We start from the raw sequence: 16,502 nt of genomic DNA on the forward strand, positions 1-16,502 counted from the left end.
TCATGAGGCGCCCTTCTTCTCGATCTGCTTCGTCGCCTTCGTCAGCAGCCTACCGACCTTGTCGATGCCCTTCCGACGGATGTCCAGCTCCGTCCGAATGTAGTGCGCGTCGGTGACCTCCGGGTTCTCCTGCCCCAGAATGTCCGCGATGATGCGTGACGGCACGCCAGCGTCGGAGAGCATGCTGCCTGTCGTCTTGCGGCACGAGTGCACCGACACGGGCTCAGCGATCCGTGCGAGGCGCTGATGGTTCTTCCACTTCCGCGAGTCGACTCCGGTGTTGACGGGGCCGAATACGAGGCCATTTCGCGGGCTGCCAGCCTTCACCCAGTAGGCGTGCAGGTCGGCGTACAGGTCGTTCATCATCGGCACGCTGCGCACCGACCGCGCCGTCTTCGGGGTCTGCAGGATGTACTCGCCGCCGACGTACGCCTGAGCCTGACGCACGTGGATGGCCCGCGCCGCCCAGTCGACGTGCTCCCAGTCCAAGCCGAGCGCCTCGCCCTGACGCAGCCCACCGAGCAGCGCCACCGACCAGCGAGCAACCTCCTTCGGCTCGCGGTTCTTGCGCAGCCATGCGAGGACGGTCGCGCATTCGGCCACGCTGAGTCGCCGAATCTCGGGCGGCCCGGTCGTCTTCGGCGGCTCAACGTTGTCGCACGGATTCCGCTCGATTTTGCCCTCCATCGTGGCGACCTTGAGGCAGCGCGACAGGATGACGTGAACCTGCCGGATCGTCGCTGTCGAGTACTCGCGCTCAGCGAGGTCCGCGTAGAAGGCGCGCACGTGCTCGGGCTTGATGTCACGCAGCCGGCGTTGCCCGAGCGCCGGGATGATGTGCTGCTCCATCTTTGAGCGGTGCGACTGCAGTGTCGTCGGCTTCACCCTGGTCGTGCAGATCTCGTCGAGCCAGTACCGGCCCCACACCGACAGCTTGGTAGCTCCGCCGGCGCCGACACCTCGTGCGACTTCGGACTTGAGCTTCTCTACCTTCTTCAGCAGCTCCTTGTGAGTTGGCGCGCTGACGGATCGGGTGCCGCCACCGTCGAGCTTCATCGTGAAGACCTCGACGCCGTTGGGCCGGGTCCAGTAGCTGCCTTCGCCGCGGCGTCTGCGTGGCCGCGTGCGGTGGTCGTCGTCCGTCATTTTCACCCCGTGCTGTTGTCTATCTGTTGTCTATCGCACGCTGTCGGACGCTAGCGTGCGCCACCGACAACCCGGCAGGGTGAGACGTATTCCGTTGCAGTGCAACGCTTTTCGAGACTCGCTTCGGCTGACCAAAGATCGTTCGAGAGGATTATGAGTCCCCTGCTCTGACCAGCTGAGCTACCGCCCCTTGCCCGCTCGTCGCGGGCCGCAGGAGAGTTTAACCCCCGTGACGTGGGGTTGTGGCGTCAGCCGACCAACTTTGCGGCGGCGTCGGATTCGGATCGCCCGGTGCGCCCCGATTGGTCGGTTAGGGCCGAAGCGCCAGGGTAGTTACACGACCGTCACCTATCACCACCGTGAACGCCCTAATCTCGGACGCATGACCAAGCGCCTCGCTCTACTCGCCGCACCCCTGCTCGCCCTCACCGCCTGCGGGAGCGGGTCGGGGGACGCCGCGCCGTCGTCGAGCTCATCGAGCAGCACGAGCGACGCAAAATCTAGCGGAGCCGCAACACCGTCATCAGACACTGCCGCAACGTCGAACCCGCTGGGCACTGAGGCGACCGTCAGCGACAATGGCTCCGCCTCGTACACAGTGACTGCGCTCGCCTACGAGCCCAAGGTGGGCGTTCCCTACAGCGACCAGGCGTTCCTCGGACTCAAGACAGGCGAGCATTGGTCCCGCCTCAAGGCGAAGGTCTGCCCCACCCACACAGTCCAGGTCAACTGGTTCATGTTCTCCGCCATCGACTCCGAAGGCGGCACCTACAAGGGGATCGACCAGAGCTTCCACGACCCGTTCCCCGGCCCTCTGCTTCCGGACGAGATTAACGGCATTGCCCCCGGTCCGTGCCGCACCGGCTGGCTCTACATCCCCATTACGGACGGCGCAGACGTCACGACGCTCTCATTCCAGGATGGAAACGCATCAGTCAACTGGGCCGCCAAGTAGGGACAAATGCAAGCACACTCGCCACGTCGTCGGGGGCGCTGCCTCTGACCGGGCAAGCTACCCGAGTGTCAAGCGGCGCGGCGTCACGCGATGAAGCTGACACGTGGCCCCGAGCTCGTGCGCAATCGAAGAACGAGTCGACAGATTCAGCGTCCTCGAGCTGACGGCGCAACGCCCGTTGGGCAGGTTGATCGCGTAGCTCCACGACCCATTGGGGCCCTGGTAGCAAGCACCCTGCCCATAAGGCCGATGCTTCTCTGTCTCCATCTCTACTGTCTACCGGATCTTGTTCGGCACCACAGACAACCCTCATGGAGTGCGGCGTAAACGCCGCTCCCGCAACCACAACGGCCACCTTCGACGCCCCGGCCGAAAACCTGGCGACGGATCCTGAGTCCCCTGCTCTGACCGGCTGAGCTACCGCCCCTCGCCGCTCGTCGCGGGCTGCAAGAGAGATTAACCCCCGTGACGTGGGGGTTACCCACGTGGCGTCAGCCGACCAACTGTGCGGCGGCGTCGGATTCGGATCGTCCGGTGCGCCCCGATTCGTCGATGAGTGCAGAAGCTGCGGCGACGACGTCCTGCGACATCGCCTCGACGCCGAGGTCGGCGCAGATGGTTTCGGTGGCGCCGCGCCCGCCGATGAGGAGGCGGTAGGAGCGCGCGAGGTCACGCAGCTCGTCGAGCGAGCGACGGAACGTCGTGTCACGCGTCGCAGCCATGACGACGAGATCGGGCTGCAGGATCGAGCACGCCTGCGCAAGATCAGCGACAGGCGTCTCCTGACCGATGTAGCGAATGCGCCACCCCGAGCGCGCGAGAAGCACCCCGAGCACGAGCAGTGGAATGTCGTGCTGCTCCCCCGGCGGGCAGGCGAGGACGACGAGGGGCCCGTCACCATCGGCCCACATGAGGCTGTAGCTGTCGAGGCGACGGCGGATGAGTTGCGTGGCGAAGTGCTCGTGCGCGACGGACACCTCACCCCGCTCCCAACGCCCGCCCAACTGCACGAGGAACGGCATGAGGCCGTCACGCAAGGCTTCCTCGAGCCGATGCGACGACAGCAGCCGATCCAGCGCGGCACTCAGGGCGAACTCGTCGAACCGGTCGACAGCGCGGTGCATCTCGTAGACGATGGCTGCGGCATCGATACGTCGGCCGGCCGGGATCTGGGCGACGACGTTCGCGTTGACGCGGCGCGCGGCCTCCGCGATGGACACACCTTGCTCGCGTAGGCCCAGCACCGCAGAGACGCGACGGACGTCGAGTTCGCTGTAGACGCGGTAGCCGCCCGTCGTGCGCGACGGTTTGAGGATGCCGTAACGGCGCTCCCAGGCGCGAAGGGTGTGAGTCGACACCCCGACGCGTTCGGCGAGTTCGCCGATCTGCAGCCCCTCGACATGCGTTGACATACGCAGAGATTAGCGACCTTGAGAACGTTAGACAAAGGTTTGTCGGCGCCTGCCACCCCGCCTTACGTTCAAAGGAACGCCGCACACAGCGAGTTCCCATTCGTCGGCGCCCGCCGCAGCTGCCGACCAGAAGGGGCCGACCATGAGCATGGCACTCGAGACCGACACATCCTTCAGTGACCTTGGCCTGAGCCTGCCCGCACTGGCCCGCCTCCGGCTGCACCAGACCTGGACGGCGCCGCTGCCTGTCAGCTCGACCCAGGCAGCTGAACTGTGGCTCGCCGACCTCGACCTGCCCGTACGCCTCTTCCGGTGGGCGCATGGCTTCCGCTCGTACGACCTCGGCGCGTTCACCGCGGATGAGTTCGCCGCGCGTAAGCGTGACGTTCTCGCCGCCTGTGGCCGCACGGACGGTCGCGTCCTCATGCTCGCGCAGCCGGCCCGCGACGCCGTCGCGCCCCGTATCTACTGGGTCCTCGACGAGGACGACACCCCCGTCGCGCACATCGCCGAGATCGTCCACGACGGCGAGCGCCTCGGCATGTTCGTCACCGGCGCCGACGGCAGACACGTCAAGGGGCAGCTCATCATCGACGGCAGCCCGACCGAGACGGTCGGGCAGCTGCGCGCCCACCTCGACGCTGACGGTGTGCGCGTCGGCCTCCAGCTCACGAGCGTCAACGGTTCGCCAGTGCTGACGATGTCGCTCACCGGTACGCTCGCGTCGGGTTCGTCGCGCGCCCTGATCCAGTCGGCGCAGCGCGCGGCAGCGTCACAACGCGTCCTCGCCGCCTGAGACACCCACAGATTCGCTTGCGACCCCGGTCACCAGGTGGAGCCGGGGTCGTGAGTCGTCAACAGCGTGAGACGAGCGCGGGTGCTGCGGGATCTGACGGGTCAGTAGATATCGACAACCTATCCACGCTCATGTGTAGCAATTAGGTCACGAATGAGCGCGGCCTCGCCGTAGCGCCCTGTGGGCGTGACTACGATCACTGCCATGACCGGAGCCACCACTGCCCCAGCGCACAGTGACATCACCGCCCAGCGAGGCGAACCCCTCGTCGTGCTCGACGGAGTGAACAAGCACTTCGGCGATCTGCACGTCCTCAAGGACATCGACCTGAGCGTCAATCGCGGTGAGGTCGTCGTCGTGCTCGGCCCCTCGGGATCCGGCAAGTCAACGCTGTGCCGCACGATCAACCGGCTCGAGACGATCGAGTCCGGAACGATCACGATCGACGGCAAGGCGCTGCCCGAGGAGGGCGCGGCGCTGGCGAAGCTGCGCGCCGACGTCGGCATGGTGTTCCAGTCGTTCAACCTGTTCGCCCACAAGACGATTCTCGACAATGTCACCCTCGGCCCCATCAAGGTCCGCAAGCAGAGCAAGGCCGACGCGGAGGCGAAGGCGATGGAGCTGCTCGAACGCGTCGGTGTCGCCCACCAGGCGAAGAAGTTCCCGGCCCAGCTCTCCGGCGGCCAGCAGCAACGCGTCGCCATCGCCCGCTCCCTCGCGATGGAACCGAAGGTGATGCTCTTCGACGAGCCGACGTCAGCGCTCGACCCCGAGATGATCAACGAGGTCCTCGACGTCATGGCGCAGCTCGCCGCCGACGGCATGACGATGATCTGCGTCACCCACGAGATGGGCTTCGCCCGCCGCGCCGCCGACCGCGTCATCTTCATGGCGGACGGCGCCATCCTCGAGCAGGCGGCCCCCGAACAGTTCTTCAGCAACCCGACGACCGATCGTGCCCGGGACTTCCTCGGCAAGATTCTCACCCACTGACGCAGGCCGTCAGCAAACCCAGGAGGAAACAGACATGAAGCGTGCCATCGCCACCGCAGGTGTCGCCGCCCTCGCCCTCGGCCTGACGGCCTGTGGCGGCAGCGACGACAAGAGCTCGTCCGGCTCGGGCGACAAGATCAAGATCGGCATCAAGTACGACCAGCCCGGCCTCGGACTCAAGGCCGGCTCGGACTACAAGGGCCTCGACGTCGACGTCGCCAAGTACGTCGCGAAGGAGATGGGCTACGGCGAGGACAAGATCGACTTCGTCGAGTCGCCCTCCAAGCAGCGCGAGAAGATGCTCGAGGCGGGCACCGTCAAGATGATCTTCGCCACGTACTCGATCACCGACAAGCGCAAGCAGCAGGTCTCCTTCGGCGGCCCCTACTTCGTCGCCGGCCAGTCGGTCCTGACGAAGGCGGACAGCGACATCAAGAGCGTCAAGGACCTCGCGGGCAAGAAGGTCTGCTCCGTCACCGGCTCGACGTCGGTCGACAACCTGAAGAAGCAGCAGCCGAACCTCGTCCCCCAGCAGTACGACAAGTACTCCGAGTGCGCGGACGCGCTCGCCTCCGGCGCCATCGACGCGATGACGACGGACAACACGATCCTCGCCGGCTACGCCAACCAGGATGCCTACAAGGGCAAGTTCAAGCTCGTCGGCGATGCCTTCACCGAGGAGAAGTACGGCGTCGGCCTCAAGAAGGGCGACAAGGACACCTGCGAGAAGGTCAACAAGGCCATCACGAAGATGGTCGACTCCGGTGAGTGGAAGAAGGCCGTCGAGTCGAACCTCGGCGCCGACTTCCGCTACGACACGAAGCTCAACCCGCCGAAGCCGGCAGCCTGCTCCTGATCCACGCGCGGTGACGGGCGCGGCACCCGCCGCGCCCGTCACCGTCACCCATTGAAAGGCCTTGCATGTCAACGCTTTTCAGCGATTATCATCTGCTCGACGCGTTGTGGATGACGATCAAGCTGACCCTCGTGGCCGCCGTGGGCTCCCTCGTCCTCGGCACGCTCGTCGCCGTCCTGCGCATGTCGCCGGTGCCGATGCTGCGCTTCCTCGGCACGTCCTACATCAACATCTTCCGCAACACTCCCCTGACGCTCATCATCCTGTCGTGCAACCTCGTGCTGTGGGCCAAGCTCGGCGTCGAGCTCGCTGACAGCAAGAGCCCCGACTTCTTCACGTCGAACAACTTCCGCCTCGCGGTGATCGGCCTGACGGTCTACCACGCCGCCTACGTCTGCGAGGCGCTGCGTTCCGGCGTCAACACGATCCCGCTCGGGCAGGCCGAGGCCGCGCGTTCGATCGGGCTCACGTTCAGCCAGTCGCTGCGTGAGGTCATCCTGCCGCAGGCGTTCCGCGGCGCGATCGTCCCCCTCGGCAACGCGCTCATCGCGCTGACGAAGAACACCACCGTCGCCGTCGTCATCGGCGTCATGGAGATGGCCGCGATGCTGGCGAAGGTGACCGAGGACGACCCGGGCCTGCTCAACCAGGCGTTCTTCGCCTCGGCCCTCGCCTTCGTGGCACTGACCCTGCCGACGGGTCTGCTCGTCGGCTACCTCGGCAAGAAACTGGCGGTGAAGCGATGAGTAGCGGAGTTCTCTTCGACGCCCCGGGCCCGAAGGCCCGCCGGCGACACGCCGTCCTGACGGTGCTCGGCGCTCTCGTCCTTCTCGGCCTGCTGTGGCTCGTCTACCGCCGTCTCGACGACAAGGGCCAGCTCACCTCGGCCATGTGGAAGCCGTTCCTCGAGGCCTCGACGTGGCAGGACTACATCCTGCCGGGCCTGCTCGGCACGTTGAAGGCCGCCGGCACCGCCATGGTCGGCGCCGCCGTCTTCGGCATCGTCTTCGCGATGGCCCGCATGTCGCACGTGCGGCCCCTGCGGTGGGTCGCCGGCGTCATCGTCGAGCTGGGCCGTGCCGTGCCCGTGTTGCTCATGATGCTGTTCGTCTACGGCTGGCTCTCGACCCGCGGTGACAACGACAACAACCCGTTCATCGCGACGGTCGTCGCCCTCATCATCTACAACGGTGCGGTCGTCGCCGAGGTCATCCGCTCCGGCGTCGACCAGCTGCCGAACGGGCAGCGCGAGGCGGGTCTGTCCGTCGGTCTGACACAGACGCAGACCCTGCGCTCGATCCTGCTGCCGCAGGCGATCACCGCGATGATGCCGACGCTCATCAGCCAGCTCGTCGTCGTGCTCAAGGACACCGCGCTGGGGTACAACGTGCTCTACGGTGAGATGCTCTACAAGGCCAAGAACGCCGCGGTCTCGTCGGCGAACATCGTGCCGATGATCTTCGTCGTGGCGCTCATCTACATCGCGCTCAACTACACGATCTCGAAGATCGCCATCCTCGTCGAGAAGCGCCTGCAGAACCGCGGGCAGGCAGCCGGCGCGAGCGAACACGGCGACGGGCCGGGCGCGGGCGTGACCGCCGGGGTCGCCGTCACCGGCGCCCCGGGCGTCAACTTCGGCGAGCAACACACGACCTGACGTTCGCGCACACGACGCGGGGGCCTCGACCATGATCGGTCGAGGCCCCCCGCGTCGTGTTGCGTCAGGACGCGCTCAGCGGCGCACGAGCCGCCACAGCATGCGAGAACCGCCCCGTATCATCGCGATACGAGGCGGTTCTCGGTGATGCTCCCCCACTTGGACTCGAACCAAGAACCCTCCGATTAACAGTCGAATGCTCTGCCAATTGAGCTATAGGGGAATGCTCGACCCAGCGGTTCAGGCTCTCACCCGAACGTTTGGCGCGCCGTAACTATAGCAAAGGTTCGACGCGCGTTCACAATCGCAGCGTTGCGCTCGCCCGGGGCACCTATCTCAGACCGGCCTCGCGCAGCGCGTTGAGCTGCGTCTGCAACTGGAACAGGCGCGCACTCGCTGCGCGGGAGGCGTCTGCGTAACCCGGCGCGTTCGGGTCGAGACGGCGAAGCTGCCCCATGGCATCGGCGATCGCCGAGCTGAGCGCGCCCTCCTGCACGTTCTGGATGAGCGCCGCGACATATCGCTCATCCGGGCGGCCCGTCGCCTCGTCGAGTTTCGTCGGCAGGTCACGGACGACGAGCTCGTTGAGCACGTCGTGCAGCTGCGGGTCGGTGCCGCGGCGTACGGCCTCGTTCCACGCCCCGATCGACGCCACGGAACCCGGTCCCCCGGCCCCGATCGCCGCCGCCAGGATGAGCTGGTGCGCCGGCGCGCTGAAGTCCCCCGGTACGAGCTGATCGAACACGGTGCCCTTCAACGACTCCGGGTACTGCAGCATCACCTGCAACAGCTGCCGCTCCCCCGCGATCGACGGATCACGCGGGTTCGGCTTCGGGATGCTCGGACGCTGCGGCTCAGCGGCCTCCGACACGCCCTGGCCCTCGCGCTGCCCACCGCCGGGGCCCGACGATGGCTGCTGAGAACCCTGCCACGATGCGGCCGGCAACCCCTCCCGCCGCGGCGGGCGTCGCTCGCTCAGCTTGCCGCGCGGCGCGGTGCGCACGGCGGCGCTGAGCTGCTCGATCTCGACTCCGATCCACCCGGCGACCGTGCGCACGTACTCGGGCCGCAGCGTCTGGTCACGGATGCCGGCGATGATGGGGGCCACCGCGCGCATGGCGGCGACGCGCCCTTCCGCGTGGTCGAGGTCGAACCCCGCGATCGTCGTGCGCACGGCGAACTCGAACATCGGCACCGCGTCTTCGATGAGACCGCGCACCGCCTCATCGCCCTGGCGCAGGCGCAGGTCGCACGGGTCCATCCCGTCCTTCGCGACGGCGACGAACGACTGGCTCGCCCAGCGCTGATCCTCGTCGAACGCCTTCATCGCCGCCTTCTGGCCGGCGGCGTCACCGTCGAACGTGAAGATGACGCGCGCGGGGGTGCCCCCGGCCTCGTCACGCATGATGCGACGCAACGACTTGATGTGATCCACGCCGAACGCCGTGCCACACGTCGCGACGGCATTGTCGACGCCCGCGAGGTGCGCGGCCATGACGTCGGTGTAGCCCTCGACGACGACAGCGCGTCGCTCGCGCGCGATCGTCTTCTTCGCGAGGTCCAACCCGTACAGGACGTGGGTCTTCTTGTAGATCGGCGTCTCGCTCGTGTTGAGGTACTTCGCCTCGATGCGGTCGTCTTCGAAGATGCGGCGCGCGCCGAAGCCGACGGTGTCGCCCGTGATGTCGCGGATCGGCCAGACGACGCGGCCACGGAACCGGTCATAGAGGCCCCGCGACGACTGACCGACGAGCCCGGCAGTCGTCATCTCCTCGGGGCTGAAACCCTTGGCGCGCAGGTGCGCCGTCAGCGCGTCGCCGGTGCGTGGCGCGAAGCCGACGCCGAAGTGCTGCGCGGCCTTGCCGTCGAAACCCTTGGCGCGCAGGAAATCCCGCCCGGCGCGGGCAGACGGGTCGCGAAGCAGCGCCTCGGTGTAGAACTCCTCCGCCACGCGGTGCGCCTCGACGAGCCGCATGCGCCGCCCCGGCGGCTCACGGTCGGGCCGCTCGCCCTCCTCGTAACGCAGCACCATCCCGGCCTTCGCGGCGAGGCGCTCGACGGACTCGGTGAACGACAGGTGCTCGGTCTCCATGACGAACGAGATGACGTCACCCGACTGACCGCACCCGAAACAGTGATAGACACCGACGGCGGGACGCACGGTGAAGCTCGGCGTCTTCTCGTCGTGGAACGGGCACAACCCCTTGAGCGAACCGGCGCCCGCGCGCCGCAGCGTCACGTGCTCGGAGACGACGTCCTCGATGTTGACGCGATCCTTCACGGCAGCGATGTCCTCTGCCTTGATCAGCCCCGCCACGTCACTCCTTCCCACCTCACGCGATGCCCGGCCACGGCCGGCTCGGCACGCACCGTAAGTGTAGGCGCGGCCACCGACAACCCCATCCGATCGTCACGACGGGGCGTGCGCCGCCTCCGCGAGCGCTCGCCCGTCCGTCAACGACGCGACCTGGTCGATGACGACGCGGAGCACGCCGGCATCGTCGGCCGCGGCGCGCGCGTCGTCGAGAAAAGGTACGTCCATGCGCTCGGGATCAGCGACGAGACGGGCGACGAGTGACTCGACGACCTCGCGCTGCACCCGGTGCTGCGCCTCGCGTGCCTGCGTGAACATGACGAAGTGCGCCGACATTCCCTTGAGGACCGCGACCTGTGCACGCACGTCGTCGGGCACGACGAGCACAGCGTCGTACCGCGCGAGCGGCTGGTGGCCGTACGCGGCGCGCGTGGCGTCCTCGGGTGCCGCTGCGAAACGGCCGATGAGCTTGCTCGTCATGTCCTTCAACGCCGCCAGATCGCGGCGCGAACCGACGAACGATGCCGGCAGGTCGTCGTGCAGCAGGGCGTCGAAGGCCTCCGCGAGCGCGTCATCACTCAGATCGGGCGCGTACCGGGCGCGCGCCGCGGCGATGACGCCGGCACGCTCAGCCGGCGAGCGCAACGCCCGCAACTCCAGCGCACCGGCCGCGACGGCGTCCTCGATGTCATGGACGCTGTAGGCGACGTCGTCGGCCCAGTCCATGACCTGCGCCTCGAGGCACGTGCGTGCCGGCGCCTCGGTGCGCACGAACGCGAAGACGTCCGCGTCGTCTTCGTAGACACCGAACTTCGTGGTGCCCGCCGGGCCCTCGCCACGGCGCCACGGGTACTTCGTCGCCGCATCCAGCGTCGCGCGCGTGAGATTGAGCCCGACGGAGCGCCCTCCCGAGGTGTGCCGCTTCGCCTCGAGGCGCGTCAGCAGCCGGAAGGTCTGCGCGTTGCCCTCGAACCCGCCGATGTCGGCCGCGAGCGCGTCGAGCACGCTCTCGCCGAAGTGCCCGAACGGCGGGTGGCCGATGTCGTGCGCGAGACATGCGGCGTCGACGACGTCCGAGTTGCAACCGAGCGCGTCCGCGAGTTCGCGCCCGATCTGCGCGACCTCGAGCGAGTGCGTCAACCGGTTGCGCACGAAGTCGTCCGTCCCGGCCTGCCACACCTGCGTCTTCGTCGACAGCCTCCGCAGCGAGGCGCTGTGCACGATGCGCGCTCGATCGCGCGCGAAGTCGTCACGATCACTGCGCTTGCGGGTGCGATCCTCCGCGACGAAGCGCTCCCGATCGCGCGCCGCGTACGTGCTCAGCGAAGCACCTCGAGCTGCGTGCGTAGGTCGCGTGCCCAGTCGGCGAGCCAGTCGCGCTGCATCTCGTTCCAGGCATCGGCGACGAAGTCGCTCGGGAACATGATGCTCGACTCGTCCGGCAGCGACAGCCCGATGTCGCGGCCCTCGGCGTCCGTGATGACCCGCCACTCGAGCACCGTCTCCAGGGTCAACCACTGCCCCAGCGCGAAGCCGATCATCGCGACGAACGGCGTCGGATCCTCGCGCTCGGTCTCGTCCTGCGCGATGACCCGGTCGACGTAACTCTCGTACGCCGCGTCGATCGTCGCGACGTCGGTGACGTCTATGTTCCAGCGCGCCGCGTCATCGAGCCAGCCGTCGAGAACGGTCTGCTCGGCCTCGCCGACGGGTTCGACGATGATGTCGGCCATCAGCTCGCCACCGCCGCGTAGCGCTGCGCCGCGCGGGCGCGCGCCTTGCTCGCCTCGACCTCGCGGTCCTTGGGCGGCGCGCTCGTCACGAGAGAGTCGATCAGCTCGCGCGAGGCCTGCGCGATGACGTCGACGGCGCGCTCGTAGGCGGCTTCGTTGGCGCTCGACGGCTTGGCCGAGCCGCCGATCTTGCGCACGTACTGCAGGGCTGCGGCACGCACCTCCTCGTCAGTCGCGGGGGGCGCGAAGTTGTTGAGCGGGCGGATGTTGCGGCACATGCCTAAAGCGTGCCACACGACGCCGACAACAGCCGTCGCATCGGGCGCCACGCCGGGCCCCGGCTCGCTACGCTGACAGCATGACGCACCTGCCGCACCCGCTCGTGTCAGCTCACCGACTCGCCGCACGCCTAGAAGCCGGCGAAAGCTTCCACCTGCTCGACGTGCGGTGGGCGCTCGGGCAGCCCTCGATGCACGAGGCGTACCTGCACGCACACCTGCCCGGCGCCTGCTGGGTTGAGTTCGAGGACGCCCTCAGCGACGCGGTCAGCGACGACGGCGCGGGCGGGCGTCATCCGATGCCGTCGCTCGATCGGTTCCAGGACGCGATGCGCGCCGCCGGCGTCCGCAACGATGTGCCCGTCGTTGTCTACGACGCCGCGAACGGCCTCGCCGCGGCCCGCTGCTGGTGGTTGCTGCGCTATTTCGGCAAGCTCGACGTGCAGGTGCTCGACGGCGGTCTCGCCGCGTGGAAGCAGGCCGGCGGGGCGCTCGAGGGGGGCGATCCGACGCCAACGCAACGCGGTGACTTCATCGCGACGCCCCGCCACCTCACTCTCGTCGATGCCGACGGCGCGGAGGAGCTCGCCGCGCGTCACCTGCTCGTCGACGCCCGCCCCGCCGACCGCTTCGCCGGCCAGAACGAGACGATCGACCCGGTCGCCGGGCACATCCCCGGCGCCGTCAACATCCCGGCGCTGAGCAACATCGGCGCCGACGGCTGCTTTCTCACGAGCGACGACCTCGCCACGCGCTTCACCGCGCGTGGCATCCCACGTCATGAACGCGTCGGGGTCTACTGCGGCTCCGGCGTGCAGGCCGCGCATCTCGCGCTCGCGCTCGAGGTGAGCGGCGTGTTCGACGACCCGGCGGTCTACATCGGGTCGTGGTCGGACTGGATCAGCGACCCCGAACGACCCGTCGAACGCGACTGAACCGAGCCGTCGCGCCCCTCGGCGATCTCGCACCCTTCGCTGCCCCACCCGTGACAGACGCGAACGGCCGGCCCCCGCTCGTGCAGGGGCCGGCCGTTCGTCGTGTCAGCGTGGGTCAGCCGCGCTTGGGCAGACCCAGCTTCGTGTCAGCCTCGGCCTCGAGTTCGAGCGCGCGGTGGGGGTCGCTCGCAACGTCGGTGCCGAGCATCGGGATGACGCTGCGCAGCTCGTTCTCCCAACGCTCCCATTCGTCCTTGAACGACGAACGCAGGATGTCGAGCGCGATCGGGACGGCGGTCGACGCACCCGGCGACGCGCCGAGCACACCCGCGATCGTGCCGTTCGCGGAGGTGATCACCTCGGTGCCGAACTGCAGCGTGCCCTTCGTGCCCGAGCTGGGCTTGATGATCTGCGCGCGCTGGCCGGCGGTGAACAGCTTCCAGTCGTCCGAGACGGCCGTCGGCGCGAAGTCGTGCAACGCCTCGATGCGCTTGGCCTGGTTCGCGAGCAGATCCTGCGCGAGCACCTTAGTCAGGCCGAGGTTCTCAAGGCCGGCGGTCGCGATCGGCAGCACGTTGTCGGTGCGCAGCGACTGGAAGAGGTCGAGAACCGAGCCCTCCTTGAGGAACTTCGGCACGAGACCGGCGAACGGGCCGAACAGCGCGGTGCGCTGGCCGTCAATGATGCGTGCGTCGAGGTGCGGCATCGACATGGGCGGCGCGCCCTCGGCGGCCTTGCCGTACACCTTCGTCTGGTGCTTGGCGGTGACGGCCGGGTTCTCGGTCGACAGGAACGTGCCGGAGACGGGGAACAAACCGTAGCCCTTCACCTCGGGCACCCCGGCCTTGCGCAGCAGCTTGAGCGTGTAACCGCCCGCGCCGAGCATGAGCACCTTGGTGCGCACGACGCGCGTCGCGCCGTCCCGCCGGTTCTTGACGGTGACGTTCCACGAGCCGTCGGCATTGCGCTCGATGTCGGTGACCTCGTGCTTGAGCTCGAGTGCGCCGCCGCGGGCGACGAAGTCCTCGAACAGCTGACGGGTGACGGCGCCGAAGTCGACGTCGGTGCCGCTCGGGGCGTAGGTCGCGGCGATCTTCTCACCGGCCGGGCGGCCCTCGATGAGCAGCGGCGACCACTGCTCGATCTGGCCGTAGTCCTCCGAGTGCTCCATGTCGTGGAAGAACGGGTGCTCGCTCATGAGGCGGAAGCGCTCGCGCAGGAACTTCTGGTTCGCATCGCCGCGCACGAACGCCATGTGCGGCGTGTTGTTGATGAACGTCGACGGCTCACGCATCGCGCCCTCGGTGACGAGGGAACCCCAGAACGTCTTCGTCGTGAGGAACTGGCCGTTGATCGCAATGGCCTTCGAGATGTTGACGCTGCCGTCGGCCGCCTCGGGCGTGTAGTTGAGCTCGCACAGCGCGGCGTGGCCGGTGCCCGCGTTGTTCCAGCCGTTCGAGCTCTCGAGGGCGACCTCGTCGAGACGTTCGAAGACGGTGAGCGACCACTCGGGGTGCACCCGCTGGATCATGGCACCGAGCGTCGCGCTGACGATGCCGCCGCCGACGAGCAGGACGTCGACGGAATCGGATGCGCTCTTCGCGCCCTCCACGTTGTTCACCACATGCCCCTTACGCGCTGATGTGTCGTGTTGCTGGCGCGCCGCATCGCGACGCTTTGTTCTCCACGGTAGTCCTCCTCGACGCCGAGCGTGCAACGGGGCGATGAACTACCGGGGTGATGTGATCCGTGACACGCCTGACGTGTCAGCCTCCGGAGTTCTCCGCCTCCGCCTCGGCCACCCAGGCGGCCTGTTCGGCGGTGAGCTCCTGCGTGTCGAGCCACCCGTCGGGCAGGACGACGCGTCGCTCGCTGCCCGCGCGACCGCGCGGCCCGTCCGCCGCAGCGCCGGGCCACGGGGCGTCGAGGTCGAGCCCGGCGACGAGGTCGTCGAGCGCGGCGAGGGAGTCGACGAGCGCGAGCTGATGGCGCAGCTGCGAGCCGACCGGAAAGCCCTTGAAGTACCAGGCGATGTGCTTGCGGATGTCGCGGCAGCCCTTGAGCTCGTCGTCGTAGAACTCGACGAGGTACTCCGCGTGGCGGCGCAACGTCGCGCAGACCTCACCGAGCGTCGGGTCGACGCGGGCGTCGGAACCGGCGAAGGCCGCGGCGAGGTCGGTGAACAGCCAGGGCCGTCCGAGGCAGCCGCGCCCGACGACGACGCCGTCGCAGCCTGTCTCGGCGACCATGCGCATGGCGTCCTCGGCCGACCAGATGTCACCGTTTCCGAGCACCGGGATGCTCGTCACGGTCTCCTTGAGGGTGCGGATCGCCGACCAGTCCGCGTGGCCCGAGTACGCCTGTGCGGCCGTGCGGGCGTGCAGCGCGACGGCCGCGACGCCCTCACCCTCGGCGATGCGCGCCGCCTCGAGGTAGGTGAGGTGATCGGTGTCGATGCCCTTACGCATCTTGACGGTGACGGGGATGTCGTACGGGCTCGCCTCGCGCACGACGGCGCTGACGATGCCGCGGAACAGCTCGGTCTTCCATGGCAGCGCGGAACCGCCGCCCTTGCGCGTCACCTTGGGCACCGGGCAGCCGAAGTTGAGGTCGATGTGGTCCGCACGGCCCTCCGAGGCGAGGATGCGCGCCGCCTTGCCGGCGTTGAGCGGGTCGGTGCAGTAGAGCTGGATGGAGCGCGGGTTCTCGTCGGGGTCGGTCTCGATGAGCTTCATCGTGAGCGGAACGCGCTCGACGAGAGCGCGCGAGGTGATCATCTCGCTGACGTAGAGCGACGTCGCGCCGCTCGCACCCGCGGCGACGGAGCCGTCATCGCCGTACTGACGACACAGGCGCCGGAACGCACGGTTGGTGATGCCCGCCATCGGCGCGAGTACGACGGGCGAGGTGATGGTGTGCCGTCCGATCTGCAGCGGCGGCAGCGCCGACGGGTCGCGCACGAGCGCACCGGGTGCGGGAGGGGCTTCGAGAACAGTCATCGCCTTTCAGTGTCCCACTCGCGCGCAAGGCTGGCGACATGACGACTGGAGCAGCACCCGGCCCGCGCCCACTACCCTGGTGCCGTGTCACGCAACGAACCACGACCCGAAGTCTCCGTCAGCACGAGCCGCGCGAAGGCCATGCACGCCTCCGACCCTGCGATCGGGGCGCTGGCGCGCCTGCCGCAGTGGGTCATCCTCGCTGTCCTCGCCGTCCTCATGATCGTCGGCATCGCGGTGCGCGGCGTCGTCGGAGCCGTCGCGTTCGGCCTCGTCACCGCCTTCCTCGCCTGGCTGCTGTACCTGTCGTGGCAGCAGCTGCGCCCGCTCGACCGCCTCGCGCGCGCCGCCGTCATCGTGCTGACGCTGGGCGTGACGATCGTGCTGGCGTTCCCGAGGTAACCCCATGTTTTGACAATGATTCTCAC

At 68.0% G+C, this 16,502-nt stretch carries 16 protein-coding genes and 1 tRNA gene; 8 read left to right on the top strand and 9 right to left on the bottom strand.

The window, feature by feature from the left end:
• Entirely contained in the window at nucleotides 1-1,146 is a 1,146-nt protein-coding gene (locus ABH936_RS09765) for a tyrosine-type recombinase/integrase (RefSeq protein WP_404603172.1), read from the bottom strand.
• 382 nt (nucleotides 1,147-1,528) lie between these two features.
• Here ABH936_RS09765 and ABH936_RS09770 point away from each other — a divergent pair, with 382 nt between their 5' ends.
• A complete protein-coding gene (locus tag ABH936_RS09770; protein ID WP_241725480.1) occupies nucleotides 1,529-2,101 on the top strand; it encodes a hypothetical protein in 573 nt (190 codons plus the stop codon).
• Nucleotides 2,102-2,592: 491 nt separating this feature from the next.
• Here ABH936_RS09770 and ABH936_RS09775 read toward each other — a convergent pair whose 3' ends face one another.
• Nucleotides 2,593-3,513 (bottom strand): MerR family transcriptional regulator, encoded by a 921-nt coding sequence (locus ABH936_RS09775; protein ID WP_404603173.1) that lies wholly within the window; start codon nucleotides 3,511-3,513, stop codon nucleotides 2,593-2,595.
• Between the two features lie 142 nt (nucleotides 3,514-3,655).
• On the opposite strand from ABH936_RS09775, the gene ABH936_RS09780 reads away from it, so the two are divergent.
• The 5 genes from ABH936_RS09780 (at nucleotide 3,656) to ABH936_RS09800 (ending at nucleotide 7,815) form a co-directional block, all read left to right on the top strand.
• Nucleotides 3,656-4,309, top strand: a complete 654-nt coding sequence (locus ABH936_RS09780; RefSeq protein ID WP_404603174.1) for a hypothetical protein — start codon at nucleotides 3,656-3,658, stop codon at nucleotides 4,307-4,309.
• Nucleotides 4,310-4,513: 204 nt separating this feature from the next.
• A complete protein-coding gene (locus ABH936_RS09785; protein ID WP_006944163.1) occupies nucleotides 4,514-5,302 on the top strand; it encodes an amino acid ABC transporter ATP-binding protein in 789 nt (262 codons plus the stop codon).
• Nucleotides 5,303-5,336: 34 nt separating this feature from the next.
• Nucleotides 5,337-6,158, top strand: coding sequence for a glutamate ABC transporter substrate-binding protein (locus ABH936_RS09790; protein ID WP_006944204.1), 822 nt, complete (start codon nucleotides 5,337-5,339; stop codon nucleotides 6,156-6,158).
• 65 nt (nucleotides 6,159-6,223) lie between these two features.
• Nucleotides 6,224-6,904 carry an amino acid ABC transporter permease gene (locus ABH936_RS09795; protein ID WP_006944292.1) on the top strand — a complete coding sequence of 227 codons (681 nt, stop codon included), beginning with the start codon at nucleotides 6,224-6,226 and terminating at the stop codon, nucleotides 6,902-6,904.
• Nucleotides 6,901-7,815 carry an amino acid ABC transporter permease gene (locus ABH936_RS09800; protein ID WP_006944182.1) on the top strand — a complete coding sequence of 305 codons (915 nt, stop codon included), beginning with the start codon at nucleotides 6,901-6,903 and terminating at the stop codon, nucleotides 7,813-7,815. Before ABH936_RS09795 ends, ABH936_RS09800 begins: the two co-directional genes overlap by 4 nt.
• 150 nt (nucleotides 7,816-7,965) lie before the next feature.
• Here ABH936_RS09800 and ABH936_RS09805 read toward each other — a convergent pair.
• From ABH936_RS09805 to ABH936_RS09825, 5 genes are all read right to left on the bottom strand, one after another.
• Nucleotides 7,966-8,038: transfer RNA gene (locus tag ABH936_RS09805), tRNA-Asn, on the bottom strand.
• A 108-nt stretch (nucleotides 8,039-8,146) separates the two neighbouring features.
• Entirely contained in the window at nucleotides 8,147-10,132 is a 1,986-nt protein-coding gene (gene dnaG / locus ABH936_RS09810) for a DNA primase (protein WP_404603175.1), read from the bottom strand.
• 93 nt (nucleotides 10,133-10,225) lie between these two features.
• Nucleotides 10,226-11,491, bottom strand: coding sequence for a deoxyguanosinetriphosphate triphosphohydrolase (locus ABH936_RS09815; protein ID WP_369815077.1), 1,266 nt, complete (start codon nucleotides 11,489-11,491; stop codon nucleotides 10,226-10,228).
• Entirely contained in the window at nucleotides 11,449-11,862 is a 414-nt protein-coding gene (locus ABH936_RS09820; RefSeq protein WP_006944331.1) for a DUF3806 domain-containing protein, read from the bottom strand. Before ABH936_RS09820 ends, ABH936_RS09815 begins: the two co-directional genes overlap by 43 nt.
• Nucleotides 11,862-12,140, bottom strand: a complete 279-nt coding sequence (locus ABH936_RS09825; RefSeq protein WP_040014394.1) for a DUF2277 domain-containing protein — start codon at nucleotides 12,138-12,140, stop codon at nucleotides 11,862-11,864. The genes ABH936_RS09820 and ABH936_RS09825 overlap by 1 nt, the downstream gene beginning before the upstream one ends.
• An 80-nt stretch (nucleotides 12,141-12,220) precedes the next feature.
• On the opposite strand from ABH936_RS09825, the gene ABH936_RS09830 reads away from it, so the two are divergent.
• Nucleotides 12,221-13,075, top strand: coding sequence for a sulfurtransferase (locus tag ABH936_RS09830; RefSeq protein WP_404603176.1), 855 nt, complete (start codon nucleotides 12,221-12,223; stop codon nucleotides 13,073-13,075).
• Nucleotides 13,076-13,190: 115 nt separating this feature from the next.
• Here ABH936_RS09830 and mqo read toward each other — a convergent pair whose 3' ends face one another.
• Nucleotides 13,191-14,687, bottom strand: a complete 1,497-nt coding sequence (gene mqo / locus ABH936_RS09835) for a malate dehydrogenase (quinone) (RefSeq protein ID WP_404603218.1) — start codon at nucleotides 14,685-14,687, stop codon at nucleotides 13,191-13,193.
• 154 nt (nucleotides 14,688-14,841) lie between these two features.
• Nucleotides 14,842-16,074, bottom strand: coding sequence for a tRNA dihydrouridine synthase DusB (gene dusB / locus ABH936_RS09840; protein ID WP_006944180.1), 1,233 nt, complete (start codon nucleotides 16,072-16,074; stop codon nucleotides 14,842-14,844).
• Nucleotides 16,075-16,158: 84 nt separating this feature from the next.
• Here dusB and ABH936_RS09845 point away from each other — a divergent pair, with 84 nt between their 5' ends.
• The gene (locus tag ABH936_RS09845) at nucleotides 16,159-16,476 is read left to right on the top strand and encodes a DUF6703 family protein (RefSeq protein WP_006944183.1); all 318 of its coding nucleotides are present in this window, start codon (nucleotides 16,159-16,161) and stop codon (nucleotides 16,474-16,476) included.
• Nucleotides 16,477-16,502: the final 26 nt, after the last annotated feature.

It is taken from the genome of Dermacoccus sp. GAS27A (assembly GCF_044909235.1).
In the GTDB taxonomy this organism is placed as follows: Bacteria; Actinomycetota; Actinomycetes; order Actinomycetales; family Dermatophilaceae; genus Dermacoccus; species Dermacoccus nishinomiyaensis.

Coding starts and splice junctions, on each gene's coding strand:
- ABH936_RS09765 (WP_404603172.1), bottom strand. CDS start 1,146: ATGACGGACGACGACCACCGCACGCGGCCACGCAGACGCCGCGGCGAA.
- ABH936_RS09820 (WP_006944331.1), bottom strand. CDS start 11,862: ATGGCCGACATCATCGTCGAACCCGTCGGCGAGGCCGAGCAGACCGTT.
- ABH936_RS09785 (WP_006944163.1), top strand. CDS start 4,514: ATGACCGGAGCCACCACTGCCCCAGCGCACAGTGACATCACCGCCCAG.
- ABH936_RS09830 (WP_404603176.1), top strand. CDS start 12,221: ATGACGCACCTGCCGCACCCGCTCGTGTCAGCTCACCGACTCGCCGCA.
- ABH936_RS09770 (WP_241725480.1), top strand. CDS start 1,529: ATGACCAAGCGCCTCGCTCTACTCGCCGCACCCCTGCTCGCCCTCACC.
- ABH936_RS09800 (WP_006944182.1), top strand. CDS start 6,901: ATGAGTAGCGGAGTTCTCTTCGACGCCCCGGGCCCGAAGGCCCGCCGG.
- ABH936_RS09825 (WP_040014394.1), bottom strand. CDS start 12,140: ATGTGCCGCAACATCCGCCCGCTCAACAACTTCGCGCCCCCCGCGACT.
- dusB (WP_006944180.1), bottom strand. CDS start 16,074: ATGACTGTTCTCGAAGCCCCTCCCGCACCCGGTGCGCTCGTGCGCGAC.
- ABH936_RS09790 (WP_006944204.1), top strand. CDS start 5,337: ATGAAGCGTGCCATCGCCACCGCAGGTGTCGCCGCCCTCGCCCTCGGC.
- ABH936_RS09780 (WP_404603174.1), top strand. CDS start 3,656: ATGAGCATGGCACTCGAGACCGACACATCCTTCAGTGACCTTGGCCTG.
- ABH936_RS09795 (WP_006944292.1), top strand. CDS start 6,224: ATGTCAACGCTTTTCAGCGATTATCATCTGCTCGACGCGTTGTGGATG.
- ABH936_RS09775 (WP_404603173.1), bottom strand. CDS start 3,513: ATGTCAACGCATGTCGAGGGGCTGCAGATCGGCGAACTCGCCGAACGC.